This window comes from Actinomadura sp. NTSP31 (genome assembly GCF_041951385.1).
In the GTDB taxonomy this organism is placed as follows: Bacteria; Actinomycetota; Actinomycetes; order Streptosporangiales; family Streptosporangiaceae; genus Spirillospora; species Spirillospora napierensis.
This window is the reverse complement of sequence record NZ_JBGNUT010000002.1, coordinates 188874-212221: the sequence shown is the minus strand read 5'-3', so window position 1 is coordinate 212221 and position 23348 is coordinate 188874. Positions and strand designations below refer to the sequence as shown.

General features: G+C 73.1%; 19 protein-coding genes. 11 read left to right on the top strand and 8 right to left on the bottom strand.

Annotated features, from left to right (window positions below):
- Positions 1 to 78: 78 nt before the first annotated feature.
- A complete protein-coding gene (locus ACA514_RS03835; protein ID WP_375039571.1) occupies positions 79 to 537 on the top strand; it encodes a CBS domain-containing protein in 459 nt (152 codons plus the stop codon).
- Positions 538 to 859: 322 nt separating this feature from the next.
- Here the strand turns inward: ACA514_RS03835 and ACA514_RS03830 are convergent, their stop codons facing one another.
- Positions 860 to 1183, bottom strand: coding sequence for an Lsr2 family protein (locus tag ACA514_RS03830; RefSeq protein ID WP_375039570.1), 324 nt, complete (start codon positions 1181 to 1183; stop codon positions 860 to 862).
- 351 nt (positions 1184 to 1534) lie between these two features.
- On the opposite strand from ACA514_RS03830, the gene ACA514_RS03825 reads away from it, so the two are divergent.
- The 4 genes from ACA514_RS03825 (at position 1535) to glgX (ending at position 6689) form a co-directional block, all read left to right on the top strand.
- Positions 1535 to 3283 carry a CocE/NonD family hydrolase gene (locus tag ACA514_RS03825; RefSeq protein ID WP_375039569.1) on the top strand — a complete coding sequence of 583 codons (1749 nt, stop codon included), beginning with the start codon at positions 1535 to 1537 and terminating at the stop codon, positions 3281 to 3283.
- A gap of 74 nt (positions 3284 to 3357) precedes the next feature.
- Positions 3358 to 3921, top strand: a complete 564-nt coding sequence (locus ACA514_RS03820) for a DUF4262 domain-containing protein (RefSeq protein ID WP_375039568.1) — start codon at positions 3358 to 3360, stop codon at positions 3919 to 3921.
- A gap of 39 nt (positions 3922 to 3960) precedes the next feature.
- Complete coding sequence (locus ACA514_RS03815) at positions 3961 to 4491, top strand: GNAT family N-acetyltransferase (protein WP_375039567.1); 531 nt, start codon at positions 3961 to 3963, stop codon at positions 4489 to 4491.
- Between the two features lie 107 nt (positions 4492 to 4598).
- Positions 4599 to 6689 carry a glycogen debranching protein GlgX gene (gene glgX / locus ACA514_RS03810; RefSeq protein WP_375039566.1) on the top strand — a complete coding sequence of 697 codons (2091 nt, stop codon included), beginning with the start codon at positions 4599 to 4601 and terminating at the stop codon, positions 6687 to 6689.
- A 3-nt stretch (positions 6690 to 6692) separates the two neighbouring features.
- On the opposite strand, the gene ACA514_RS03805 is transcribed toward glgX, so the two are convergent.
- Positions 6693 to 7094 (bottom strand): hypothetical protein, encoded by a 402-nt coding sequence (locus ACA514_RS03805; RefSeq protein WP_344282159.1) that lies wholly within the window; start codon positions 7092 to 7094, stop codon positions 6693 to 6695.
- A 156-nt stretch (positions 7095 to 7250) separates the two neighbouring features.
- Here ACA514_RS03805 and ACA514_RS03800 point away from each other — a divergent pair, with 156 nt between their 5' ends.
- On the top strand, positions 7251 to 7973 hold the full coding sequence (locus ACA514_RS03800) for a pyrimidine reductase family protein (RefSeq protein WP_375039565.1): 723 nt from the start codon (positions 7251 to 7253) through the stop codon (positions 7971 to 7973).
- Here ACA514_RS03800 and ACA514_RS03795 read toward each other — a convergent pair.
- Complete coding sequence (locus ACA514_RS03795; RefSeq protein ID WP_375039564.1) at positions 7955 to 8656, bottom strand: dihydrofolate reductase family protein; 702 nt, start codon at positions 8654 to 8656, stop codon at positions 7955 to 7957. The genes ACA514_RS03800 and ACA514_RS03795 overlap by 19 nt on opposite strands.
- 62 nt (positions 8657 to 8718) lie before the next feature.
- On the opposite strand from ACA514_RS03795, the gene ACA514_RS03790 reads away from it, so the two are divergent.
- Positions 8719 to 9810, top strand: coding sequence for an ATP-dependent DNA ligase (locus ACA514_RS03790; RefSeq protein WP_375039563.1), 1092 nt, complete (start codon positions 8719 to 8721; stop codon positions 9808 to 9810).
- 24 nt (positions 9811 to 9834) lie between these two features.
- Here ACA514_RS03790 and ACA514_RS03785 read toward each other — a convergent pair whose 3' ends face one another.
- Complete coding sequence (locus tag ACA514_RS03785) at positions 9835 to 11511, bottom strand: alkaline phosphatase D family protein (RefSeq protein ID WP_375039562.1); 1677 nt, start codon at positions 11509 to 11511, stop codon at positions 9835 to 9837.
- Between the two features lie 208 nt (positions 11512 to 11719).
- On the opposite strand from ACA514_RS03785, the gene ACA514_RS03780 reads away from it, so the two are divergent.
- Positions 11720 to 14122 carry a HelD family protein gene (locus tag ACA514_RS03780; RefSeq protein WP_375039561.1) on the top strand — a complete coding sequence of 801 codons (2403 nt, stop codon included), beginning with the start codon at positions 11720 to 11722 and terminating at the stop codon, positions 14120 to 14122.
- On the opposite strand, the gene ACA514_RS03775 is transcribed toward ACA514_RS03780, so the two are convergent.
- Positions 14097 to 14792 carry a FadR/GntR family transcriptional regulator gene (locus tag ACA514_RS03775; protein ID WP_375039559.1) on the bottom strand — a complete coding sequence of 232 codons (696 nt, stop codon included), beginning with the start codon at positions 14790 to 14792 and terminating at the stop codon, positions 14097 to 14099. The two genes, ACA514_RS03780 and ACA514_RS03775, sit on opposite strands and share 26 nt — an antisense overlap.
- Before the next feature lie 305 nt (positions 14793 to 15097).
- Here ACA514_RS03775 and leuA point away from each other — a divergent pair, with 305 nt between their 5' ends.
- Both leuA and ACA514_RS03765 read left to right on the top strand, forming a co-directional pair.
- Positions 15098 to 16783 carry a 2-isopropylmalate synthase gene (gene leuA, locus ACA514_RS03770; protein WP_375039834.1) on the top strand — a complete coding sequence of 562 codons (1686 nt, stop codon included), beginning with the start codon at positions 15098 to 15100 and terminating at the stop codon, positions 16781 to 16783.
- 151 nt (positions 16784 to 16934) lie between these two features.
- The gene (locus tag ACA514_RS03765; RefSeq protein WP_375039558.1) at positions 16935 to 18908 is read left to right on the top strand and encodes a Xaa-Pro dipeptidyl-peptidase; all 1974 of its coding nucleotides are present in this window, start codon (positions 16935 to 16937) and stop codon (positions 18906 to 18908) included.
- Between the two features lie 44 nt (positions 18909 to 18952).
- Here the strand turns inward: ACA514_RS03765 and ACA514_RS03760 are convergent, their stop codons facing one another.
- The 3 genes from ACA514_RS03760 to ACA514_RS03750 all read right to left on the bottom strand — a co-directional run bounded on the left by ACA514_RS03760 (position 18953) and on the right by ACA514_RS03750 (position 22856).
- The gene (locus ACA514_RS03760; RefSeq protein WP_375039557.1) at positions 18953 to 20875 is read right to left on the bottom strand and encodes a sensor histidine kinase; all 1923 of its coding nucleotides are present in this window, start codon (positions 20873 to 20875) and stop codon (positions 18953 to 18955) included.
- Between the two features lie 43 nt (positions 20876 to 20918).
- Positions 20919 to 21701: an MBL fold metallo-hydrolase gene (locus ACA514_RS03755; protein WP_375039556.1), complete on the bottom strand. Its 783-nt coding sequence runs from the start codon at positions 21699 to 21701 to the stop codon at positions 20919 to 20921.
- 69 nt (positions 21702 to 21770) lie between these two features.
- The gene (locus ACA514_RS03750; protein WP_375039555.1) at positions 21771 to 22856 is read right to left on the bottom strand and encodes a DNA polymerase domain-containing protein; all 1086 of its coding nucleotides are present in this window, start codon (positions 22854 to 22856) and stop codon (positions 21771 to 21773) included.
- 64 nt (positions 22857 to 22920) lie between these two features.
- Here ACA514_RS03750 and msrB point away from each other — a divergent pair, with 64 nt between their 5' ends.
- Positions 22921 to 23322 (top strand): peptide-methionine (R)-S-oxide reductase MsrB, encoded by a 402-nt coding sequence (gene msrB / locus ACA514_RS03745; RefSeq protein ID WP_375039554.1) that lies wholly within the window; start codon positions 22921 to 22923, stop codon positions 23320 to 23322.
- Positions 23323 to 23348 lie beyond the last annotated feature (26 nt).

Sequence of the window (23348 nt, the reverse complement as noted above, 5' to 3'; positions counted from 1 at the left end):
AGGAGGGCGGTGACCACCCGCTTGACCGGCCGTGACGGGCGGCGGGGTCCGCGGCCGGGCGCCTGCTACGGTCGTGGTGTGCGCGCCGGAGAACTCGCCGTCGACTACCCCACCGTCACCATGGACACCAGCGCGCTGGACGCCGCCCGACTGCTGGCCGGGCACCGGCTGCTCGGGCTGATCGTGGTCGACGAGCGGCGCCGGCCGAAGGCGGTGCTGCCCGGCTCCCAGCTGCTCGGCGCGCTCATCCCGCAGTACGTGCGCGACGACCCGGCGCTCGCCCGCGCCTACGACGAGGGGCACGCCGACCGGCTCTGCGAGCGGCTCGCCGGCAAGCGCGTCGCCGACCTGCTGCCCGCGAAGCGGACGCCGCCGCCCGTCGTGGACGCCGACGCGACCGTCATGGAGATCGCCAGCGTGATGGCGGGCGCCCGCAGCCCGATCGTCGCGGTCTCCGGCGACCCGCGCAGCACCGACGCGCCCATGATCGGCGCGGTCACCGTCGCCGACCTGCTCACCCGCGTCCTTCCCGCCTGACCGCCTGACCGCCTGACCGCGGGGGCGCGGGTGCGTGGCGGCGCGGCCCTCGGCTTACCCGGCGGAATCGGCTCCCGCGCGCCGGCCGGGTGCGGAAATGGCGCTCGCGCGGGCGGCCGTCCGGGCGGCGGGCACCGCGCTCGGAACCGCCCCGGTGCCCGGCGTCAGCCCATTGCGGGGCCCGGTGGCCGGATGTTGCAGATCTGCTCTCGCGTGCGGTTCCTTCGCCGCGGCCGTCCCGGGAAAATAGGACCGCCGGCGGCACTCGGGAAAGGCGGATCGCCGCCTCTGCGGCCGGGTGCGAAGCGGCCGGGAAGGGTGCTCAGTGAGCCGCCTCGTACTGCTGGACGACGTTCGCCGGGATGCGGCCGCGGTCGTTGACCGGGATGCCCGCCGACCTGGCCCACTCGCGGATCTCCGCGCTGCGCTCGCGGTTGCTCGCCGTCCGCGTCGCGGCCTTGCGGCCCGCCGGGCGCGCCTTGCGCGCCTTCTCCTGGAAGGGCGCGACGACCTTGCGCAGCTTCGCCGCGTTCTTCTTGTTCAGGTCGATCTCGTACGCCCTGCCGTCGAGCGCGAACGACACCGTTTCCACCGCCGTACCGCCATCGAGGTCATCGACCAGCGAGACCTGGACCTTCTGTGCCATGAGCCGTCTCCGTTCCGTTTTATTGGTCAGTTCGAAGAATAGTAGATGCTCGGCGGCCGCGGTATTGGCGGAACCCCGATTAATGTATTTCCCCAACAGGTGAGGATTTCGCCATGCGCGGGCATGGCGGCGGCGGCGAATCCGATGCCGGGGTCAGCGCGGCGCCAAGCACGGCTGACCCGCGGGGCCGCACCCGGGCGCCGCGCGCCGCCCCCGGGACGCCCCAGGGACGCGCCGGGACGCGCCGCGCGAGCGGGTCCGAAGAAACTTCACCTTCGCATCTGGACAGCTGTCTTACCAGACGGTAGTAAAGATCAGCCCCCTGTTCCCCCCTGGTCCCGGAGCCGCCCCATGCCGCGCCGCCGCGCCGTCCTGTCCACCTCGCTGGCCGCCCTCGTCGCGGCCGGCGGCGCGAGTACCCTGCCCGCCCATGCGGCCGACGCCTACACGACGAAGACGCTGCACTTCGACGTCACGGTCGGTCCCACGCACGACCAGCACTGCGACGTCGTCGGCGACCTCTACCTGCCGTCCGCCGCGTCCGCCGCGAACCGGGTGCCGGCCGTCCTGACCACCAACGGCTTCGGCGGCTCCAAGGACGACCAGGCCGGGTTCGCCGAGACCTACGCGCAGCGCGGCTACGCCGTGCTGTCCTACTCCGGCCTCGGCTTCGGCGGCAGCGGTTGCCGCATCACCCTCGACCACCCCGACTGGGACGGGGCGGCCGCGAGCCAGCTGGTCGACTTCCTCGCCGGGAAGAAGGCCGCCAAGGACGGGACGAAGCTGACCGCGGTGAAGCTCGACGGCGCCGGGGACCCGCGCGTCGGCATGGTCGGCGGCTCCTACGGCGGGCAGATCCAGTTCGCCGCCGCCGGCGTCGACCGCCGCATCGACACGATCGTCCCGATGATCACCTGGCGGGACCTGCGGTACTCGCTCGCGCCCAACAACCAGCTGGTGGACGGGAGGCTCAGCACCGACCCGGGCGTCACCAAGCTCGTCTGGGCCCTCGGGTTCTTCGGCGAGGGCGTCTCGGCCGGGCTCACCAACGGCCAGGTCGACCCCGGCCGGCTGGTCGGCTGCCCGAACTTCCCGACGATCCTGTGCCAGGCCGTCGGCGAGAGCCTGGTCTTCGGCGTGCCGCAGCAGGCGAGCATGGCGTACATGAAGGCCGCGTCCGTCGCGTCCTACATTCCGAAGATCAAGGTGCCGACGCTGGTCGTCCAGGGCGAGACCGACAGCCTCTTCGACCTCCAGGAGGGCACCGCCACCTACCGGCAGCTCGCCGCGCAGCACACCCCGGTGAAGATGATCTGGCAGTCGCCGGGGCACAGCGGCGGGCAGGTCCCCGGCGACGGCGACCTCGCCGACCCGTCCGGCAGCTACGTCGGGCAGCGCGTCGCCGCCTGGTTCGACCACTACCTCAAGGGCCGCTCCACCGGCACCGGCCCGGCGTTCGCGTACTTCCGCCCCTGGGTGAAGTACCAGGGCAACGCCGCGCCCGCGTACGGCACCGCCGCCGCCCGGCCGCAGACGCTCTATCTGTCCGGCAAGGACAAGCTGGTCGGCGACCGGAAGTCCGTGGTGGCGGGCAGCGCGAGCTACGGCAACCTGCCGTGGATCCCCACGTCGTTCTCCGAGGTCTCCGCCGTGCAGGGCGCCCTCGGCCTGGACGACGTCGCGCCCGCCGACACCCCCGGAACCTACGTCGCCTGGACGGGCGCCCCGCTCGCCGCCGACACCGACGTGGCCGGCTCCCCCACCCTGAAGGTCCGGCTGGACTCCCCCGCCGCCGTCCGGTCGCAGCGGTCCGGCGTCAACGGCCGCCTCATCCTGTTCGCCAAGCTGTACGACGTCGCGCCGGACGGCTCGGTGTCGCTCGTCCACCGGCTCGTCTCGCCCGTGCGGGTCGCCGACGTCCGCGAGCCGCTCACCGTCCAGCTGCCCTCGATCGTGCACCGGTTCGCCAAGGGACACCGGCTGCGCGTCGCCATCGCCTCCAGCGACCTGTCCTACCTGGGCAACCGGAGCGTGCTGCCGGTCACCGTCCGCACCGGCCCCGCCGACCCCGGCGCGCTCACCCTGCCGACCCTTCGGTAGGACGTAACGGGGACCGTCGCCGGTTCGCCCGCGCACGGGCGGACCGGCGGACGAAATGATCGTAAGCTGGCGGCATGTCCGACGATCGCCCCTCGTGCACGTGCGTGATCTGCCGCGACTACGGGGACCGCGACAGCCTGGACAACTTCCAGCTCCGCACCATCGTGCACGTCACCCAGTACGGGTGGAGCGTCGTCCTGGTCCAGCCCGACGCCGACGGCCCCGGCTGGGCGTACACGATCGGCCTGTGGCACAGCCACCGCGCGCCCGAGCTGGCGCTGTTCGGCGGCGACGTGTACGAGACCGAGGAGGTGCTCAACGCCCTCGGCCGGGAGGCGGCGGGCGGCCGCCCGCCCGCCGCCGGCGAGCGCCGCGACGGCGCCGTCCGCGGCCAGACCGCCGCGTTCCGCACCGTCGACCCGCGCTGGTACGAGGGGCCGTTCCGCGGCGCCGTCGCCTTCTACCGCCGCCCGCCGCTGCCGTTCCTGCAGGTCGTCTGGCCCAACGCCGAGGGCCTGTTCCCCTGGCAGCCCGGCACCGAACTGCCGTTCCGGCACTCCCAGCCGTGGCTGTGGCTCGCCCCGTCCCAGCACCCCGCCGGGGTCTGGACCCGGCGCTTCGCGGCCGGGCGCGGGTGAAACCGGCACGATCCGGCGAGCAGGGCATACGATCGGCGGGTGTACGGGCCGATCGCCGAGACCATCCGGACCCAGCGCCTCGTCCTGGAGCCGCTGGCGGTCCACCATGCCGACGAGATGGCCCCGGTCCTGGACGACCCGCGCCTGCACACCTACATCGGCGGGGAGCCGCTCACCCTCGAGGAGCTGCGCGCCCGCTACGAGCACCTGGTCGCCGGGCCCGCGCCCTTCCACCAGGAGTACTGGCTCAACTGGATCGTCCGGCGCGTCCGCGACGGGCAGGCCGTCGGCTACGTCCAGGCGACCGTCACCCCCGCGACGGGCGGCCCGCAGGCCTCGGTCGCCTGGGTGGTCGGCATGCCGTACCAGGGGTTCGGCTTCGCCACCGAGGCCGCCCGCGCGCTGGTCGGCTGGCTCACCGGGCACGGCATCACCGAGGTCGCCGCGGCCATCCACCCCGGCAACCGGGCGTCGGCGGCCGTCGCGTCCCGCCTCGGGCTGCGCCCCACCGACGAGACCGCCGACGGCGAGACGATCTGGCGCCCGCCCGGCGCGGAACCGGCGCCGTGACACTCTGATATCGGACCGTGGCGGGCGGGAAGAGCGGGAGTAAGCCAGAATCGACGGGGAACGCGCTGCGGGGCAGGCGGCATCGGTCGGTCGACGAGAGGGAGCACATGCGGGAGGTCTGGCCCGGGGATCCTTACCCGCTGGGCGCCACCTGGGACGGCACCGGCACGAACTTCGCGCTGTTCTCGGAGGTGGCCCGGCGGGTCGAGCTGTGCCTGTTCGGCGCCGACGGGACCGAGACGCGGCGGGAGCTGCCCGAGGTGGACGGGTTCGTCTGGCACGGGTACCTGCCCGGCGTCGGGCCCGGGCAGCGCTACGGGTACCGGGTGCACGGGCCGTTCAGCCCGCGCGACGGGGACCGCTGCAACCCGGCGAAACTGCTGCTGGACCCGTACGGCAAGGCCGTCGAGGGCGAGGTCCGCTGGCACGAGTCGCTGTTCTCCTACCGGTTCGCCGACCCGGACGCGCTGAACGAGGACGACAGCGCCCCGTACATGCCGAAGAACGTCGTCATCAACCCGTTCTTCGACTGGGGCGACGACCGGCCGCCGCGCGTCCCGTACCACGAGAGCGTCATCTACGAGGCGCACGTCAAGGGCCTGACGAAGCTGCACCCGGGCATCCCGGAGGAGCAGCGCGGCACCTACGCGGGCCTCGGGCACCCGGTGATGGTCGACCATCTCGTCGACCTCGGCGTGACGGCCGTCGAGCTGATGCCGGTGCACCAGTCGATCCCCGAGCACGCGCTGGTGGCGCGCGGCCTCGACAACTACTGGGGCTACAACACGATCGGGTTCTTCGCCCCGCACAACGCCTACAGCTCCTCCGGGCAGGCCGGCGAGCAGGTGCTGGAGTTCAAGGCGATGGTCCGCGCCCTGCACGAGGCGGGCATCGAGGTCATCCTGGACGTCGTCTACAACCACACCGCCGAGGGCGACCACCTCGGGCCGACGCTGTCGTTCCGCGGCATCGACAACGCGTCCTACTACCGGCTCCGCGACGACGACAAGCGCTACCACCTCGACTACACCGGCTGCGGCAACTCCCTCAACGTCCGCAACCCGCACGCGCTGCAGCTCATCATGGATTCGCTGCGCTACTGGATCCTGGAGATGCACGTCGACGGGTTCCGGTTCGACCTCGCCTCCGCGCTGGCCCGCGAGCTGCACGACGTCGACCGGCTCGCCGCGTTCTTCGACCTCGTCCAGCAGGACCCGGTCGTCTCCCAGGTGAAGCTGATCGCCGAGCCGTGGGACGTCGGCGAGGGCGGCTACCAGGTCGGCAACTTCCCGCCGCTGTGGACGGAGTGGAACGGCAAGTACCGCGACACCGTCCGCGACTTCTGGCGCGGCTCGTACGCGACGATGCCGGAGTTCGCGTCCCGGCTGACCGGCTCCTCCGACCTGTACGAGCACAGCGCGCGCCGCCCGTTCGCGTCCATCAACTTCGTGACCTGCCACGACGGGTTCACGCTCGCCGACCTCGTCAGCTACGACCACAAGCACAACGAGGCCAACGGCGAGTCCAACCGGGACGGCAGCGACGACAACCGGTCCTGGAACTGCGGGCACGAGGGCCCCACCGGCGACCCCGGCGTGCTGGAACTGCGGGCCCGCCAGCGCCGCAACTTCCTGGCCACCCTGTTCCTGTCGCAGGGCGTCCCGATGCTGCTGCACGGCGACGAGCTGGGCCGCACCCAGCGCGGCAACAACAACGCCTACTGCCAGGACAACGAGCTGGCGTGGGTGCACTGGGACGACCCCGGCGACATGGAGTTCATCCGGATCCTGTCGCGGCTGCGGCACGACCACCCGGTGTTCCGGCGCCGCCGCTTCTTCACCGGCACCGGCACCGGCGCCGCCGCCGACATCGCCTGGCTCACCCCCGCCGGCGAGAGCATGACCGACCAGGACTGGAACGTCGGCTTCGCCAAGTCCCTCGGCGTGTTCCTCAACGGCGACGCGATCTCCGAGCCCGACCCGCGCGGCCGCCGCGTCCGCGACGACTCGTTCCTGCTGCTGGTCAACGCCGGGTCCGAGGCCGTCGAGTTCACCCTCCCCGGCGCCGAGTACGGCGATCGCTGGGAGTTCGTGCTGGACACCGCCGACCCCGCCGCCGTGGGCGAGCGCCCCCGCGTCAAGGCCCGCGACGAGATCGCCCTCCCCGCCCGCTCCCTGGCGGCGCTGAAGCGGGGCTAGCCCTCAGGTCCGACTCACCTCCATGGCGGTGAGGAAGACCAGGACGAACGTCGTGACCGCGATCAGGCCGTGGAAGGCCACGGCGGCGGCCGGGAACGTCTGGTCGCGGCCGCGCGCGTGCCGGCCGCCGCCCCCGACGAGCCAGCGCGTCAGCAGCATGAACCCCTGCAGGATGACGACCAGCAGCGCGGCGAACGCGACCCAGGCGTAGGCGGCGCTCGCGGTCACCAGGTAGCCGATCCAGACGCAGAGCCCCAGCACGGCGGCCAGCGGATGGCCGATGACCACCAGGACCGGGAACCGGGTCACCTTCGTGCCCCGCCCCCCGCTCGTCAGCCATTTGATCAGCAGGTAGCCGCCGGCCGTGGCGGCGAGGACCCACGCGGCAAGTGCGGCGAACTCCACCCCCCGCTCCCTTCGGTGCAGTTCTACGGTCCGTCCCCGGACCAAGTGTCGCGTGCCGGCCGCCGCGCCATGACGGATTCGTGCATATTGCCGTACGCTGCGTAAGCGAAACGGTCAGATCGACCTTGCCTCGCGGTGCAGTAACTTGTGACTTCTATGCGGACCCTGACGCCATCCCCGGAACCGGTCGACCTCGCCGAGCGCTACGCCTACCCGCCGGGCGGCGGGACGTGGCTGCGCGCCAACATGGTCGCCAGCCTGGACGGGGCGGCGCAGCGCGAGGAGCGCAGCGGCGGGCTCGGCAACCCCGCCGACCAGGAGCTGTTCCTGCTGCTGCGCGGCCTCGCCGACGCGGTCATCGTCGGCGCCCAGACGGTCCGGGCCGAGGGATACGGGCCGGTCAAGCCGCGCGAGAGCTGGAACGGCGTGCGGGAGGGGCGGCCCCCGGTGCCGCCGCTCGCGGTCGTGTCCCGCACGCTCGACCTGGACTTCGACGCGCCCCTGTTCACCGAGGCCGCCGTCCCGACGATCGTGCTCGCGACCGCGACCGCCGATCCGGCCCGGCTGCGGGCCGCGAAGGAGCGCGCCGACGTCATCATCGCGGGCGAGGACTCGCTCGACTTCGCCGTCGCCGTCCGGGAGCTGGAGTCGCGCGGCTTCCGGCGGCTGCTGTGCGAGGGCGGCCCCGGGGTGCTGGCGCAGATCGTGGCGGCCGGGCTGCTGGACGAGCTGTGCCTGACGCTGAGCCCGATGCTGCTCGCCGGGCACCCGACGCGGATCCTGAACGGCCCGCCGGTCCCGGTCCCGCCGGAGTTCCGGCTCGAGCACGCGCTGGAGGAGGACGAGTTCCTGTTCCTGCGCTACGCGCGCAGCCGGTAACGGACGAAAAGGACGCCTTCGTCCAGGTGGACGGCGGTGGGCTCGACGGGCACTTCGGCGTCGAGCACGCCGAGCATGCGCGTGTGGCGCGGGCTTCCGAGCAGCGTCGGCGCGATGTTCAGGCACAGCTCGTCCACCAGCGACGCCCGGATGAGCGCCGTGGCCAATGCCGGACCGCCCTCGCACAGCAGCCGCTCATGGCCGAGGTCCTCGCGCAGGACGCGGACGGCTTCGGGCAGGTCGACCTCGTCGTCTCCCGCCGCGACGACCGGAATCCCCGCCGGGACCCGGTCGCGCGCGCTTCGTGACGTCACCACGATGGTCGGGGTCTCGGCCTCGGTGAACAGCGGCAGCGTCCAATCAAGGTCGAGCGAGCGGCTCACCACGACGATGGGTGCGGGCGGGCCGCCCCGGCGCGCGCGCAGGTCCTCCCGTAGGCGGGCGGGCCCGAGCCGTCCGGTCCGGACGGTCGCGGCGCCGACGAGGATGGCGTCGGCCAGGGCACGGAGCGTCCGGAACACCCGGAAGTCGGCGGCGCCGCCGAGGCCGTCCGTCCACCCCTCGGCGTCGGTGACCGTCCCGTCGGCGCTCATCACCAGGCCGAGCCGCAGCGCGGGCGCGTCGCCGTACGCCTCGTACGGATCGACGCCATCGATGGTGGGCTCGGGCAGCAGACGACGCATGACCTGCAGGTTATCGAGCCCCGGTGCTCCGTTTTGTCGGTGCCGGGGCGCAAGATGGGGGCATGGACCTGCCGATCAGCCCGCCGCTGCCGCCGATGCTGGCCAAGGCCGTCAAGACCATGCCCCAGGGCGACCTGCTCTACGAGCCGAAATGGGACGGCTTCCGCTGCATCGTCTTCCGCGACGGTGACGAGGTCGAGCTGTCCAGCCGCGGCGAGAAGCCGCTCACCCGGTACTTCCCCGAGGTCGTCGAGGCGGTGAAGCGGGAGCTGCCGGAGCGGTGCGTGGTCGACGGCGAGATCGTCCTGCCGCGCGGGACCCGGCTGGACTTCGAGGCCCTGCAGCAGCGCATCCACCCGGCCGCGTCGCGGATCAAGCTGCTGGCGGAGGAGACGCCGGCCTCGTTCATCGCCTTCGACCTGCTCGCCCTCGGCGACGAGTCGCTCATGGAGACGCCGCTCGGCGAGCGCCGGCGGCGGCTGGTCGAGACGCTGGCGGGCGCCAAGCCGCCGATCCACGTGACGCCCGCGTCCGACTCCTACGACCTGGCGCTGCGCTGGTTCGACGAGTTCGAGGGCGCCGGGCTGGACGGGGTGGTCGCCAAGCCGCGCGACACCGAGTACCAGCCCGACAAGCGGGTGCTGTTCAAGGTCAAGCACGAGCGCACCTGCGACTGCGTGGTGGCGGGCTTCCGCTGGCACAAGTCGGGGCCGATCGTCGGGTCGCTGCTGCTCGGCCTCTACAACGACGACGGCAACCTGCAGCACGTCGGCGTGGCGGCCTCGTTCAGCATGAAGCGCCGCGCCGAGCTGGTCGAGGAGCTCCAGCCCTACCGCATGGAGGACCTGTCGGGCCATCCGTGGGCGGAGTGGGCCCGGCAGTCCGAGGCGACCGCCGACCGCATGCCCGGCGCGGTCTCCCGGTGGACGGGCAAGAAGGACCTGAGCTGGGTGGCGCTGCGCCCGGACCTGGTCGTCGAGGTGGCGTACGAGGCGATGGAGGGCAACCGGTTCCGGCACACCGCCCGGTTCCGCAACTGGCGCCCCGACCGGACTCCCCGGTCGTGCACCTACGAGCAGCTGGAGGTCCCGGTCGCCTACGACCTCGACGACATCCTCAACGGCCCCGCCACCAGCCCCCGCGCCGATCGGTGACGCGGGGGCCGCGCGCGCCCGGGGTCAGGGCTGGGTCTCGTTGCGGATGGTCTGGTCGATGACGGACCGGTCGGACTGCGCGGTCATCTTCGGCGCGGCGTAGGGGCGCAGGTAGGTCTGCCTGACACCGGGGACGCGGTCCTCGATGACGAACGTCGCCTTGGTCGACACCGGGGAGCCCTGCGTCCGGACGGACGCGACCGTCCTGAAGTCGGCCTTCAGCTCCTCCTTGCCGATCTTCGTCAGGACGTAGCCGCGCTGGTTGTTGTAGAACTTCAGGTGCGGGTTGATCTTGATGAAGGGCTGGCCGGCGGGGTCGGAGTCGGCGCCGTCGCCGGTGGTGCTGATGGACGAGCACACCAGCTCGGAGCCGACCGTCGCCGAGTCCGGGTCGTCGTAGTTCGCCTTGAGGTCGCTCGCCCAGTGGGCGTGGACGTCGCCGGTGAGCACGACGGGGTTGCGGACGCCGGCGTCCACCCAGCCCTTGGTGATGCGGTCGCGGGAGGCGACGTAGCCGTCCCAGGCGTCCATCGAGGTCTTCTTGACAGGCCCGTCGGTGTTGTCGCGCTGGGCGAAGAAGACCTGCTGGCCGATGACGTCCCAGCGGGCGTCCGATTTGCGGAACCCGTCGAGCAGCCACTTCTCCTGCGCGTCGCCGGTGATGCTGCGCTTGGGGTCGGTGGCCTCGGGGCAGTCCTTGTAGCCGTCGCCGCAGCCCTGGTCGTCGCGGAACTGGCGGGTGTCGAGCATGTGGAAGTTGGCGAGTTTGCCCCAGCGGACCCGCCGGTAGATCTGGATGTCCGGGCCGTGCGGGATCGAGGACCGGCGCAGCGGCATGTTCTCGTAGTAGGCCTGGAACGCGGCGGCGCGGCGGGCGCGGAACGCCTCGTAGGTGGGGGTGTCGGAGCCTTCTTCGGGGATGTAGCCGGCCCAGTTGTTCTCGACCTCGTGGTCGTCGAAGACGACGAGCCAGGGCGCGGCGGCGTGCGCGGCCTGCAGGTCGGTGTCGGACTTGTACTGGGCGTGCCGCTGCCGGTAGTTCGCCAGCGTGACCGTCTCGGGGCCGTCGTGGTCGCGGATGTTGCCGCCCGTGCTGTTGTAGACGCCCTTCTTGTACTCGTACTGGTAGTCGCCCAGGTGCAGGACCAGGTCGGGGTGGTCCTCGGCGAGCCGCCGGTACGAGGTGAAGTAGCCGTGCTCGTACTGGGCGCAGGAGACGAAGGCCATCGTCAGGGCGGGGCCGAACGAGTCGGCGCGCGGGGCGGTGAGGGCGCGGCCGGCCGGCGAGACGTGGGTGCCGGTGCGGAAGCGGTACCAGTAGTCGCGTCCGTGGCGCAGGCCCTTCAGCTCGACGTGCACGGAGTGCGCGGCCTCGGGGCGGGCGGTGGCGGTGCCGCGCCGCTCGATCCGCTTGAACCTCTCGTCGGTGGCGACCTCCCACTTCACCGGGACGGACTTGGCCGGCATGCCGCCGAGGCCGTCCTCGGCGTGCGGGTCGAGGGCCAGCCGCGTCCACAGGACGAAGCCGTCGGGGGCCGGGTCGCCGGACGCGACGCCGAGGGTGAACGGGTCACCGGGCGCCGCGGTGCGCAGCCGGGGGGCGGCGGCCTCGGCGATGCCCGGGACGGCGAGGACGCCGGCCGTCAGGCCGCCGGCGACGAGGAAGGATCTCCTGCTCAGGGGGCGTGCGGGTGCGGCCATGGGGGCGGTGACCTTTCGGGGGTTCCGGCGGTGATCGCCGAAAGCCTCGCCCCGGCCGGTGACCTGGAGGCACCGCGCGGGTGACGTCCGCCGCAACAGAGATGATCTTTTGCGCCCCGCATGCGCGCGCGAAGGGTCGGTGGTAGGCTGGCAGCTTACAAACTGCGCACAACAAACCGCACCCTATGAATAGGAGTGTAGCCGAGGCATGGGACATCGTCAAGCGGCACCTGTCAAGCCCGCCGGCGCGGAGGCCGCGGAGGCCGCCCGCCGTTCCGCCGTGCGCACCGAGCAGGAGTACGTGAGCCGCCTGTACGAGCGGCTCGACGAGGAGCGCGGCAAGGCCGAGACGGCGCTGCGCCAGGGGCCGGCCGCCGGTGGCGGGAGCGTGCTGCAGGCCCGGGTGGAGAGCGCCGTCGCGACCGAGGAGGCCGCGCGCCGGCTGGCCCGGCTGAGCGGCGTCGAGGAAGGACTCTGCTTCGGCCGCATCGACCACCGCGCCGACGCCGACGGCCCCGGCGACACCTTCTACATCGGCCGGATCGGGCTGCGCGACGAGGAGCACGAGCCGATCCTGATCGACTGGCGCGCGGCGGCGGCCCGCCCGTTCTACACCGCCACGCCGGGCGCGCCCGGCACGCTCGCCCGCCGCCGCCACCTGCACCTGCGGCACCGCGAGGTCCTCCGGCTGGACGACGAGGTGTTCGACCTGGAGGGGCTGGACGAGGCGGAGCGCCACGGCATCGTCGGCGAGGCCGCGCTGCTGGCCACGCTGCGCCGCGGCCGGACGGGCCGGATGAGCGACGTCGTCGCGACCATCCAGGAGGAGCAGGACCAGGTCATCCGCTCGGGCCTGCAGGGCGTGCTCGTCGTGCAGGGCGGTCCGGGCACCGGCAAGACCGTCGCCGCGCTGCACCGCGCCGCCTACCTCCTCTACACCCACCGCGACGTGCTGGAGCGGCGCGGCGTGCTCATCGTGGGCCCGAACGCGACGTTCCTGCGCTACATCGAGCAGGTGCTGCCCGGCCTCGGCGAGACCGACGTGGTGCTGGCCACGGTCGGCGAGCTCCACCCCGGCCTCAAGGCGACCGCGAGGGACGCCCCCGAGGTCGCCGTCCTGAAGGGCGACCGCCGCATGGCCGACGTCGTGCGGGCCGCGGTCCACGACCGGCAGCGCGTGCCCTCGGGCGGCTTGCGGATCGACACCGACGGCCTCACCCTCGTCGTGGACGAGGAGAAGTGCGAGCAGATCCGCGATCATGCCCGCGACCTGCACCTCCCCCACAACGTCCAGCGGCGCCGCTTCGTCCACGACATGCTGGAGGCGCTCGCCGTGAACCGGGCGGAGCAGTACGAGCGCATGATGGACGAGCCCCTGGAGGAGCTCGCCGGACCCGACGGGTACCCGGACTGGCTGCAGGAACTCCTCGACGAGGCCGAGGACGGCCCCCTCCTGGACGAGACGGACCTCCGCCTGGCCAAGGAGGCCCTCTGGCAGGAGCCGGCCGTCCGGAAGGCCCTCGACGAGCTGTGGCCCGAGCTGACGCCCGAGCGGCTCCTGACCGACCTCTTCGCCTCCCCCGACGCCCTCGCCCGTCTCGGCGCCCGGGCCGGCCTGCCCGGCTGCGCCCTCCTGCACCGTCCGGCCGGCTCCCCGTGGACGGTGGCGGACGTCCCCCTCCTGGACGAGGCCGCCGAGCTCCTCGGCGTGGACGACTCCGCCGAGAGGGCCCGCCGGCGCGCCGCCGACGCGGCCCGCGCGGAGGAGGCGCGCTACGCCGCCGAGGTCATGCAGTCGACCGGCGGCACCAACATGATCCCCATCGGCGACCTGATCTCGGCGAGCGAGCTGGCGGAGCGGCACGGCGACGGCGGCCCGCCCCTCACCACGGCGCAGCGCGCGATGGCGGACCGCCAGTGGGCCTACGGCCACGTCATCGTGGACGAGGCGCAGGAGCTGTCGGAGATGGCCTGGCGGACGGTGATGCGCCGCGTCCCGACCCGGTCCCTCACCGTCGTCGGCGACATCGCGCAGACCGGCAGCGCGGCGGGCGCCGCGTCCTGGGGGCAGATGCTCGACCGCTACGTGCCGGGCCGCTGGCGCGAGCAGCGCCTGATGGTCAACTACCGGACGCCGGCCGCCATCATGCGGGTCGCCTCCGACGTCCTCGCCGCCGTCGCGCCGGACCAGACGCCGCCCGAGCCCGTCCGCGACGACGGCCCGCCGCCCCGCGCGGTCGCGCTGCCGGTCGACGCCCTGCCCGGCCTCGTCCGCGACGAGCTGGCCGAGTTCGGCGACGGCGACGAGGGACGTCTCGCGGTGATCACGTCGGGGGCGCGGCACGCGCCCGTCCTGGCGGTCCTGCCGGACGCCGCCGTCGGCGCCACGCCGGAGGCCCTCGACTCCCCCACCGTGGTGCTCACCGCCGAGGAGGCCAAGGGCCTGGAGTTCGACTCGGTCATCGTCGTCGACCCGGCCGGGATGCTCGCCGAGTCCCCGAAGGGCGGCCAGGACCTCTACGTCGCCCTGACGCGCCCGACCCGCCGCCTGACGATCGTCCACGACGACGATCTCCCGCCGCTGCTCAGCGGGAGCCTTGCAGCCGGGTGAGGGTCTGGGCGAGTTCGGCGGTGATGATGCGGCCGGCGGTGCCGGGGTCGCGGGCGCGGATCGCCTCCACCAGGGCGGCGTGCGCGGCCCGGCCGTGGGCCTCGTCGGACGCGCGGACGTCGACGAGGGTGACCAGGTCGAGCAGGCCGGCGCGCAGCACCGGGACGAACTCGGCGTGCAGGTCGACCAGGACGGGGTTGTGCGCGGCGGCGATCACGGCGGCGTGCAGCGCGATGTCGGCGTCCAGGAAGGCCTCCAGGGACGGGCCGGCGAACGCCTCGGCGCGAGCGTCGAGGGCGGCGTCGAGGGCGGCGAGGTCGGCTCCGGTGCGGCGCTCGGCGGCCAGCTCGGTCGCGCGGACCTCGATCATCATGCGGATCTCGTAGACGTCGGCGACGGAGGCGCGGCGGAGCCGGGCGGTGAAGTCCTCGTCGGGCTCGGTCGCGGTGACGAAGACGCCGGCGCCCTGGCGGGCCTGGACGAGGCCGGCGCCGGCGAGGGCGCGCAGCGCCTCGCGGACGGTGGAGCGGCCGACGCCGAGCTCCCTGGCGAGCGTGGTCTCGCCGGGGAGCCGGGTGCCGACCGGCCAGGAGCCGCCGGTGATCTGGTCGCGGAGCCGCTCGGCGGCCTGCTCGACGAGCGGGCTGCGGCGGAGCGGGCCGAGCGGCATGCGCGGTCTTCCCTTCTGGTCGGTGCCCCTACGCTAGCGCCTCCACAGGAACTCAGCTTGTCTGAGGAGTTGAGGTGTGGTTAGAGTGGCGGCCATGTCGTGGCGGGGCCTTCTTCTCGGTCGCCGCGGCGGGGCCTGATCCGACCGGCACCCCGCCGCGGGGTCCGGTGCTGCCGGTCGTCCAGCGATCAGCGAGGACCACGGCCTTGAACGAGCCCACAGCCACCGCCTTCCCCACCCTGCGCACACCGTCCGGCCCCGTCGCGGACGGCGCGCCCTTCTGGAATCCGCAGCGCGGCAGCGCCATGCCGTCGCACCGCTACCGGTCGGCCCACGACCGGGTCCCCTCGCCCGTCCCCGACGTCGAGCGGACGTGGCCGTCGCGGCGCATCGAGCGCGCCCCCCTGTGGGTGCCGGTCGACCTGCGCGACGGCAACCAGGCGCTGGCCGAGCCGATGGACCCGGCCCGCAAGCGCCGGATGTTCGACCTCTTCGTGACGATGGGGTTCAAGGAGATCGAGGTCGGCTATCCGTCGGCGAGCCGGACCGACTTCGACTTCGTGCGGCACCTGGCCACCTCGGGCGCCGTACCGGACGACGTGACGCCGGTCGTGTTCACGCCCGCGCGCCGCGACCTGATCGAGCGGACGTTCGCGTCCATCGAGGGCATGCCGCGCGCAGTCGTCCACCTGTACACCGCGACCGGGCCGACGTGGCGCGACGTCGTGCTCAGGCAGGACCGCGACGGCGTCCGCACGCTGATCCTGGACGGCGCGGCCGACGTGGCGCGCCTCGCGGAGGGCCGGCCGGGCGTGCGGTTCGAGTTCTCGCCCGAGACGTTCAACGTCACCGAGCCGGAGTACGCGCTGGAGGTGTGCGACGCGGTCACGGCGCTGTGGGACGCCTCGCACGACCGCCCGGTGATCCTGAACCTGCCGGCGACCGTGGAGATCGCGACGCCGAACGTGTACGCCGACCAGATCGAGTTCATGCACCGGAACCTGGCCCGGCGGGACGCGGTGATCCTGTCGGTCCATCCGCACAACGACCGCGGGACGGGCGTGGCCTGCGCGGAGCTGGCGGTGCTGGCCGGCGCGCAGCGGGTCGAGGGCTGCCTGTTCGGCAACGGCGAGCGGACCGGGAACGTCGACCTGGTCACGCTCGCGCTGAACCTGCACGCGCAGGGCGTCGACCCGCGGGTCGACTTCGCCGACATCGACGAGATCCGGCGCACGGTCGAGCACTGCAACCGGCTGCCCGTCCACGAGCGGCACCCGTACGGCGGCGACCTGGTGTACACCGCGTTCTCCGGCACGCACCAGGACGCGATCTCCAAGGGCATGGCGCACCACGCGGCGCGCGCCGCCGAGCTGGGCGTCCCGGCGGAGCGGGCGCCGTGGGAGGTCCCGTACCTGCCGATCGACCCCGCCGACGTGGGACGCGGCTACGAGGCGGTCATCCGGGTCAACAGCCAGTCGGGCAAGGGCGGCATCGCCTACCTGCTGCACACCGGTTACGGGCTGGAGCTGCCGCGCCGCCTGCAGATCGAGTTCTCGCGGATCGTCCAGCGGGCGACGGACGGCAGCGGCGAGGAGATCACCGCCGGGGAGCTGTGGGAGCTGTTCCGCGCCGAGTACGTCGACCGGACGGGCCCCGTCGCGCTCGCCGAGTGGCGGACGTCCCACACCGGCCCGGCGCGGCACGACTTCACGGGCGTGCTGCGGGTGGACGGCCGCGAGCGCGAGTACACCGGTGCGGGCAACGGGCCGTTGGCGGCGCTCGCCGACGCGCTGGCCGCCGCCGGGGTGAAGGTGGACGTGCTGCAGTACGTCGAGCACTCGACCGAATCAGGCCACGACTCCCCCGCCGTGGCCTACGCCGAGTGCCGCGTCGACGGCGTGACCTGCTGGGGCGCGGGCCGCGACACGTCGGTGCTCACCGCGTCGGTGCAGGCCGTGCTGTCCGCGGTGAACCGGGCCAAGGCCGGCTGAGCGCGACCGGCGCGCGGGCCGCCGCGCCGCAAGGGCAGTTTGTGACCAAATGAGGGTCGAGTTCGCCGGATCGGCGCCGTTTACCCGGCGCCGATCCGCGAGGAGCCTGTGCCCCCGTAGAGATCATTTGCTCACTTCCCGGAGGTGCGGGTTGGCCAGGCGATCCCTGAGACGGACCCGGCGGACGGCGGCGCTCGCCGCGCTCACCGCGGCGGCCGTCGCCGTCGCGGGCGGCGGCGCGACGGCGATGGCCCGGACCGTCCCCAAGATCGTGGTGAAGGACGGCGTCACGCAGCCGGTCTTCTCCTACAAGGACGCGATCCGCGAGCACGTGTACGTCCAGTCCAGCGTGGACGGCGACCAGGACGGCAAGCCCGACCGCGTCAACGTCGACATCGTCCGGCCCAAGGAGACCGAGCAGGGCCTCAAGGTGCCGGTCGTCATGGACGAGAGCCCGTACTACGACAACCTCGGGCGCGGCAACGAGAGCGAGAAGAAGACCTACGACGCCAACGGGAACCCGGTGAAGTTCCCGCTGTTCTACGACAACTACTTCGTGCCGCGCGGCTACGCGTTCCTCGCCGTCGACATGGACGGGACGACCCGCTCCGACGGCTGCCCGGTCAGCGGCGGCCCGTCCGACGTCCTCGGCGGCAAGGCCGTCGTCGACTGGCTCAACGGCCGCGCCGAGGCGTTCAAGCCGGACGGCACGCCGGTCAAGGCGACCTGGACCACCGGCCACACCGGCATGATCGGCAAGTCGTACGACGGGACGCTGGCCAACGGCGTCGCCGCGACCGGCGTGCAGGGCCTCGACACGATCGTCCCGATCTCCGCGATCAGCAGCTGGTACGACTACAGCCGGATGAACGGCGTGAAGTACTGGACGGACGAGCAGCCGGGCCTGGCCGACGTGGTCGACACCGACCCGCCCGCCAAGTGCGCCGCCGTCAACGCCGGCCTCGACAAGGGCGAGGACGACGCGACCGGCGACTACAACGCCTATTGGAAGACGGCGAACTACCTGCGCGGTTCGGTGACGCACGTCGGCGCCGTCCACGCGAGCATCTTCGCCGTCCACGGCGTCAACGACCTGAACGTCAAGGACAACCAGTTCGCGCAGTGGTGGCAGGCGCTCGCGCAGCGCGGCATCACCCGCAAGGTGTGGCTGCACCAGCGCGGCCACGTCGACCCGTTCGACATCCGCCGCGACGACTGGGTGAACACGCTGCACAAGTGGTTCGACCACGAGCTGATGAAGATCCCGAACGACGTGCTGACGGAGCCGCGCGCCGACATCGAGGTCGGCCCGGACCAGTGGATCACGCAGCCGGACTGGCCGGCGGCCGGCGCGAAGAGCGTCGTCCTGCGGCCCCGCGCCGACGGCTCGCTCGGCGACCAGCGCGCCCCGGCGGGCACGACCGCGTCGTTCACCGACGCCGCCGGTCCGCAGAACGCCGGCTACACCGAGGGCGACATGGTGTCCGACCCGACCACCGCGAAGCCGTTCCGGCTCGCGTACGTGTCGGGCCCGCTCCCGCAGACCGGGCGGCTGTCCGGCACGCCGGACGTGCGGCTGTCGGTCAAGCTGGACAAGCCGACCGCGAACCTGACCGCGCTGCTGGTCGACTACGGCACCGACACCCGCGTCGACTACCTCGGCGCCGGGTCCGGGATCAGGACGCTGACCACCGAGGACTGCCACGGTGAGAGCACCGCCGCCGACGACGCCTGCTACAGGCAGACGCAGGTCAACACGGTGGCCTCGCCGGTGAACGTCGTGGGGCGCGGCTGGCTGGACGTGCAGAACGCCGCGTCGCTCGGCGACCCGAAGCCGGCCGAGCCGGGCCGGTACTACAGCGTCCGCTGGCAGACGCTCAGCCAGGAGTACCAGCTGAAGAAGGGGCACCGCCTCGCGCTGGTCCTGGCCGGCACCGACGCCGACAACACCACCGAGACGCCGACCGGCGCCGCGGTCACCGTCGACCTGTCGGCGAGCTCGATCCGCTTCCCGGTCGTCGCCGGGCAGGACGGGATGAGCGCGCTGGACGTCCCCGCGCCGAAGGCCGCGTGGACCGGCCCGTCGAACGTGACCCTGCCGCGGCAGGAGCGCAACCTGTACTGACGCGAGAACGAGGCCGCCGCCCCGCATCCCCGGGGGCGGCGGCTTCAGCGTGCGGCGACCTCGGCCGTCAGCTCCGCGCGCACCGGCGCCTCCACGCTCAGGACGAAGCCGCCGCCGGTCCGCTCCGCCGTCAGCACGCCGCCCCGGGCCGCCACCCGCTCGCCCAGGCTGGGCAGCCCGATACCGCCCGGGGCCGCCCGCTCCGGGGCGGGGACGGGTGGGCCGTCCACCCCGTCGTTGGTGAGCCGCAGCCGCGCGACGCCGTCGATGACGGCCGCCTCGATCGAGCAGCGGGTCGCCCGGCTGTGCCGCAGGATGTTCGTGACCCCCTCGCGCAGCACGGTGGCGAGGACGGTGTCCAGGTCCGCCGGCAGGTCCGGGACGTCCACCGCGTGCGTTACCTCGATGCCGACCGCGGCGAGCGTCGTCCGCGCCGCCCCGGCCTCCGCGGCGACCGACATGTCCCGGAAGCCGCTGGTGACGCCGGTCAGGTCGTCCAGTGCCTGGCGGGACATCCCGATCGCCTCGGCAAGCTGGGCGCGCGCCTCGTCCGGCCGGTCCGCGAGCAGCCGCGCGGCCACCTCGTTCTTCACCACGACCGTCGACAGGCTGTAGCCGAGCAGGTCGTGCAGGTCCCGGGAGAACCGCAGCCGCTCCCGCACGACCGCCGCGGCGGCCATCTCCTCGCGCGCGTCCTGAAGCGTCGCGGTGAATCCGGCCATCCGCGCGATGCCGTACACCAGGGCCGCGCGTTCGGCCGTCCAGACCATGAAGTAGACGGTGCCCCAATGGGCGGTGCCCCAGATGCCGAACGGGACGTCCTGGCAGACCAGCACGGCGACCACCGGCCACCGCGACCGCCGGCCCAGCAGCACCGCCGCCGCGCCCGGCAGGAACGGCAGGACGGCCCAGGTCGTCGGCCCGTAGAACGGCATCGGCGCGAACGTCAGGACGACCAGCCCGCCGAGGACCCCGTACCGCCGCACCGCGCCCAGCGGACGCCCGTACGCCCGCAGGCACCCGTACACGTACAGCACGATGTACGCGGCGAGCAGCAGGACGAACAGCGCCGACGACCGGGCGGCGTGATCGCCGCGCGCCAGGAACCGCAGCGGGTACGGGACGATCATCAGCCCGAGCGTCGCGGCGCCGAGCACCGCGACCCTGCGGGTGGTCAGGTCCCCGGCGACGGTCCGCGCCCGCGCCGGCTCGGCCGGATCGTCCAGCCGGGCGAGGTACTCGTGGGCGACGCGGCGGGTCGTGGCGAGGGCCGTCCGCGCACCGCGCACCCCGTCGTCCAGGAGGGCGCGCGCCTCGTCCGGGCGGTCCCCGATCAGGGTGAGGGCGTGCTCGCCCCGCTCGATCGTCCCGGCAAGCGCGACGCCGATGTTCTCCTGCAGCCGCCGGGTGAACGCCAGCCGCTCCTGCGTGACCCGCGCCGCGGGCAGCGCCGGGAGGGTCTCCTCCAGCGCGGCGACCAGGTCGGCCAGCCGCGCCATGCCGTAGACGGCGACGCCGACGAACGCGGCCTGCCCGATGAGGAAGTACAGGGCCTCGGCGACCGTGGGGCGCTCGGCCAGCGAGAGCGGCAGGTCGGCGGCGAGCACCGCGGCGAACCCGGCCCAGGCGAGCCGTCCGGGGCGGACGAGCAGCAGCACCGCGCCGCACAGGAACCCGACGTTGCCGTACCAGGTCGACGAGTACCAGATCATCGGGACGAACGTCAGGACGGCCTGCGCGGCCAGCGTCCACGGCCACCCGGCGGGCCGGCCGCCGTCCAGCCGCCGCACGCAGTTGCGCAGGTGCAGCACGAGCAGCGCGGCGAGCAGCACCAGCGGCACGACGCGCCGGGACGGCGGCTGGTCCGACGTCATGATCCCGACGAAACCGCCGAAGAAGAATCCGATCGTCACGATCGCGATGACGGCCTGCGCCACCCGCGGGACGACCGCCGCCACACGCTGCATGGCGGAAATCTACCCTTACCTGGGGAAATGTCCAGATAGGGCGCTACAGGGCGATCTCCTGGCCCGGGTCGAGGAGATGGAACCCGCCGGGGAAGGACGCGAACGGCCCGGTCAGGGTGTCGCGGCCCTGCGAGAAGTGCGTCCAGCCCTCGAAGTGCAGCGGGACGACCTCCCGGGCGCGCAGGATCGCCGCGGCCTCCGCCGCCGCGGCGCTGCCCAGCGTCAGGTCGCCGTCCACCAGCGGCGTCCGGGCGGCGCCGGCGAACAGCAGCGCCACGTCGAACGGCGCGAACCGGCCGGCGATCTCGCGGACCACGTCCAGGGACGCGTTGTCGCCGCTCACGTAGGTGGTGGGCAGCCCGTCGCCGGTCAGCACGAACCCCGTGACGGGCCCGGTCAGGTGCTCGGTGCCGTCCGGCCCGTGCCGCGCGGGCACGCCGGTGATCCGCAGCGTGCCGCCGCCGGGACGGGGCAGCTCGGCGTGCTCCCAGTTCGGCAGCGCCCGGACGGTCCCGCCGAGCCGCTCGGCGGCGGCCTCCGTGGACAGGGTCAGCGGCGCCCGCTCCACGTAGGCGCGGCCGCCGTCGTCGAGGTTGTCGGGGTGCTGGTCGTGCGAGAGCAGCACCGCGTCGACCGGGCCGATCTCGTCCGGGCCGGCGACCGCGTCCATCGTCTTGGTCAGCGCCCGGTCGCCGATCGGGTGCTCGCCGGGCGCGTCGAACGTCGGGTCGACCAGCAGCCGCACACCGCCGATCTCCAGGAGCGCCGTCGGCCCGCCGAGGTAGCGGACGGTCAGCGCCCGGCCTGCTGGGGAGTGCTCGGGCATGGGGGTCGCCTTCCGGTCGTCGCGGACGTGTCGATCACGCAAGCCCACGGCGGGGCCGGAAATTCCCGGTCAGGAGGGCTTGCCGGTGTCCTTGCTGGGCTGCACCCGCTTGGGCTCGCCCGGCATCTTAGGGTAGTTGGGCGGATACGGCATGTCACCGAGCCCGTGGTCGCGCTCGTCACGGTCGGCCAGCTCCAGCAGCGGGTCGAGGGCGAACGCCTCGTCGTCGATGGCCGCGTGCAGGTCGCCGACCTTGGCGAAGCGGTCGGGCATGGTGGCGATCGTGAAGTCGTGCGGGTCGGCGTCGGCCAGCTCGTCCCACGTCACCGGCGCGGAGACGGGAGCGTGCGGCGCGGGCCGGACGCTGTAGGCCGACGCGATCGTCCGGTCGCGCGCGTTCTGGTTGAAGTCGATGAAGATCTGCTCGCCCCGCTCCTCCTTCCACCACCGCGTGGTGACCTCGTCGGGGACGCGGCGCTCCACCTCGCGGCCGAACGCCAGCGCGGCCCGGCGGACCTCGGTGAACGTCCAGCGCGGCTCGATCCGCACGTAGATGTGCACGCCGCCCTTGCCGGAGGTCTTCACGAACCCCGTCATGCCCAGCTCGGACAGCAGGTCGCGGGCCGGGCCGAGCGCCACCCGGACGGCGTCGGAGAAGTCGGTCCCCGGCTGCGGGTCGAGGTCGATGCGCAGCTCGTCGGGGTGGTCGACATCGCCGTCGCGGACCGGCCACGGATGGAAGGTCAGCGTGCCGAGGTTGGCGGCCCAGGCGATCACGGCGACCTCGGTGGGCCGGACCTCGTCGGCGGACCGGCCGCTCGGGAACGCGATCCGGGACGTCCGCACCCACTCGGGCGCGCCCTTGGGGACGCGCTTCTGGTAGAAGGCGTCGGACTTGCCGGCGCCGAAGCCGGCCTGGCCGCGCGCGTAGTCCTCGCGGGTGGCCATCTTGGCGCCCTCGAAGACGCCGGCCGGCCAGCGTTCGAGCGTGGTGGGCCGGTCGCGGGTGGCCCGCAGGATGCCCTCCCCCACGGCGATGTAGTACTCCACGAGCTGCCGCTTGGTGTAGCCGTGCTCGGGGAAGTAGACCTTGTCGGGATTGGTCACCTTGACGAGCCGATCCCCTACCGGGATCTCGATGAAGGGCGAGGCCATGACTGCACGTTAACCCAGGGATGCGACAGTCTCCGGGGACGGCCCCGCCGGGTACCTTCGAAGCATGGAGAAGATCCGCAAGAGCGAGGAAGAATGGCGGGCCCGGCTCAGCCCGGAGGAGTTCCGCGTGCTCCGCGAGGCGGGCACCGAGAAGCCCTTCACCGGCGAGTACACCGACACGAAGACGGTCGGCGTGTACCGGTGCCGCGCCTGCGGGACGGAGCTGTTCCGGTCGGAGACCAAGTTCGAGAGCCACTGCGGCTGGCCGTCGTTCTACGCGCCGTCCGACTCCGACGCGGTCACCCTGATCGAGGACCGCACCCTCGGCATGGTCCGGACCGAGGTGCGCTGCGCGACCTGCGACTCCCACCTCGGCCACGTCTTCCACGGCGAGGGGTACGGCACCCCGACCGACGACCGGTACTGCATCAACTCGGTCTCGCTGACGCTCGAACCCGCGGAATGACCGCAACCGCGGGGCCGCCTCGCGCG

What these genes read in the sequence shown, in the direction of transcription:
- ACA514_RS03830 (WP_375039570.1), bottom strand. Translation starts at nt 1,183, where the DNA reads ATGGCACAGAAGGTCCAGGTCTCGCTGGTCGATGACCTCGATGGCGGT.
- ACA514_RS03825 (WP_375039569.1), top strand. Translation starts at nt 1,535, where the DNA reads ATGCCGCGCCGCCGCGCCGTCCTGTCCACCTCGCTGGCCGCCCTCGTC.
- ACA514_RS03820 (WP_375039568.1), top strand. Translation starts at nt 3,358, where the DNA reads ATGTCCGACGATCGCCCCTCGTGCACGTGCGTGATCTGCCGCGACTAC.
- glgX (WP_375039566.1), top strand. Translation starts at nt 4,599, where the DNA reads ATGCGGGAGGTCTGGCCCGGGGATCCTTACCCGCTGGGCGCCACCTGG.
- ACA514_RS03800 (WP_375039565.1), top strand. Translation starts at nt 7,251, where the DNA reads ATGCGGACCCTGACGCCATCCCCGGAACCGGTCGACCTCGCCGAGCGC.
- ACA514_RS03795 (WP_375039564.1), bottom strand. Translation starts at nt 8,656, where the DNA reads ATGCGTCGTCTGCTGCCCGAGCCCACCATCGATGGCGTCGATCCGTAC.
- ACA514_RS03790 (WP_375039563.1), top strand. Translation starts at nt 8,719, where the DNA reads ATGGACCTGCCGATCAGCCCGCCGCTGCCGCCGATGCTGGCCAAGGCC.
- ACA514_RS03785 (WP_375039562.1), bottom strand. Translation starts at nt 11,511, where the DNA reads ATGGCCGCACCCGCACGCCCCCTGAGCAGGAGATCCTTCCTCGTCGCC.
- ACA514_RS03780 (WP_375039561.1), top strand. Translation starts at nt 11,720, where the DNA reads ATGGGACATCGTCAAGCGGCACCTGTCAAGCCCGCCGGCGCGGAGGCC.
- ACA514_RS03775 (WP_375039559.1), bottom strand. Translation starts at nt 14,792, where the DNA reads ATGCCGCTCGGCCCGCTCCGCCGCAGCCCGCTCGTCGAGCAGGCCGCC.
- leuA (WP_375039834.1), top strand. Translation starts at nt 15,098, where the DNA reads ATGCCGTCGCACCGCTACCGGTCGGCCCACGACCGGGTCCCCTCGCCC.
- ACA514_RS03760 (WP_375039557.1), bottom strand. Translation starts at nt 20,875, where the DNA reads ATGCAGCGTGTGGCGGCGGTCGTCCCGCGGGTGGCGCAGGCCGTCATC.
- ACA514_RS03755 (WP_375039556.1), bottom strand. Translation starts at nt 21,701, where the DNA reads ATGCCCGAGCACTCCCCAGCAGGCCGGGCGCTGACCGTCCGCTACCTC.
- ACA514_RS03750 (WP_375039555.1), bottom strand. Translation starts at nt 22,856, where the DNA reads ATGGCCTCGCCCTTCATCGAGATCCCGGTAGGGGATCGGCTCGTCAAG.
- msrB (WP_375039554.1), top strand. Translation starts at nt 22,921, where the DNA reads ATGGAGAAGATCCGCAAGAGCGAGGAAGAATGGCGGGCCCGGCTCAGC.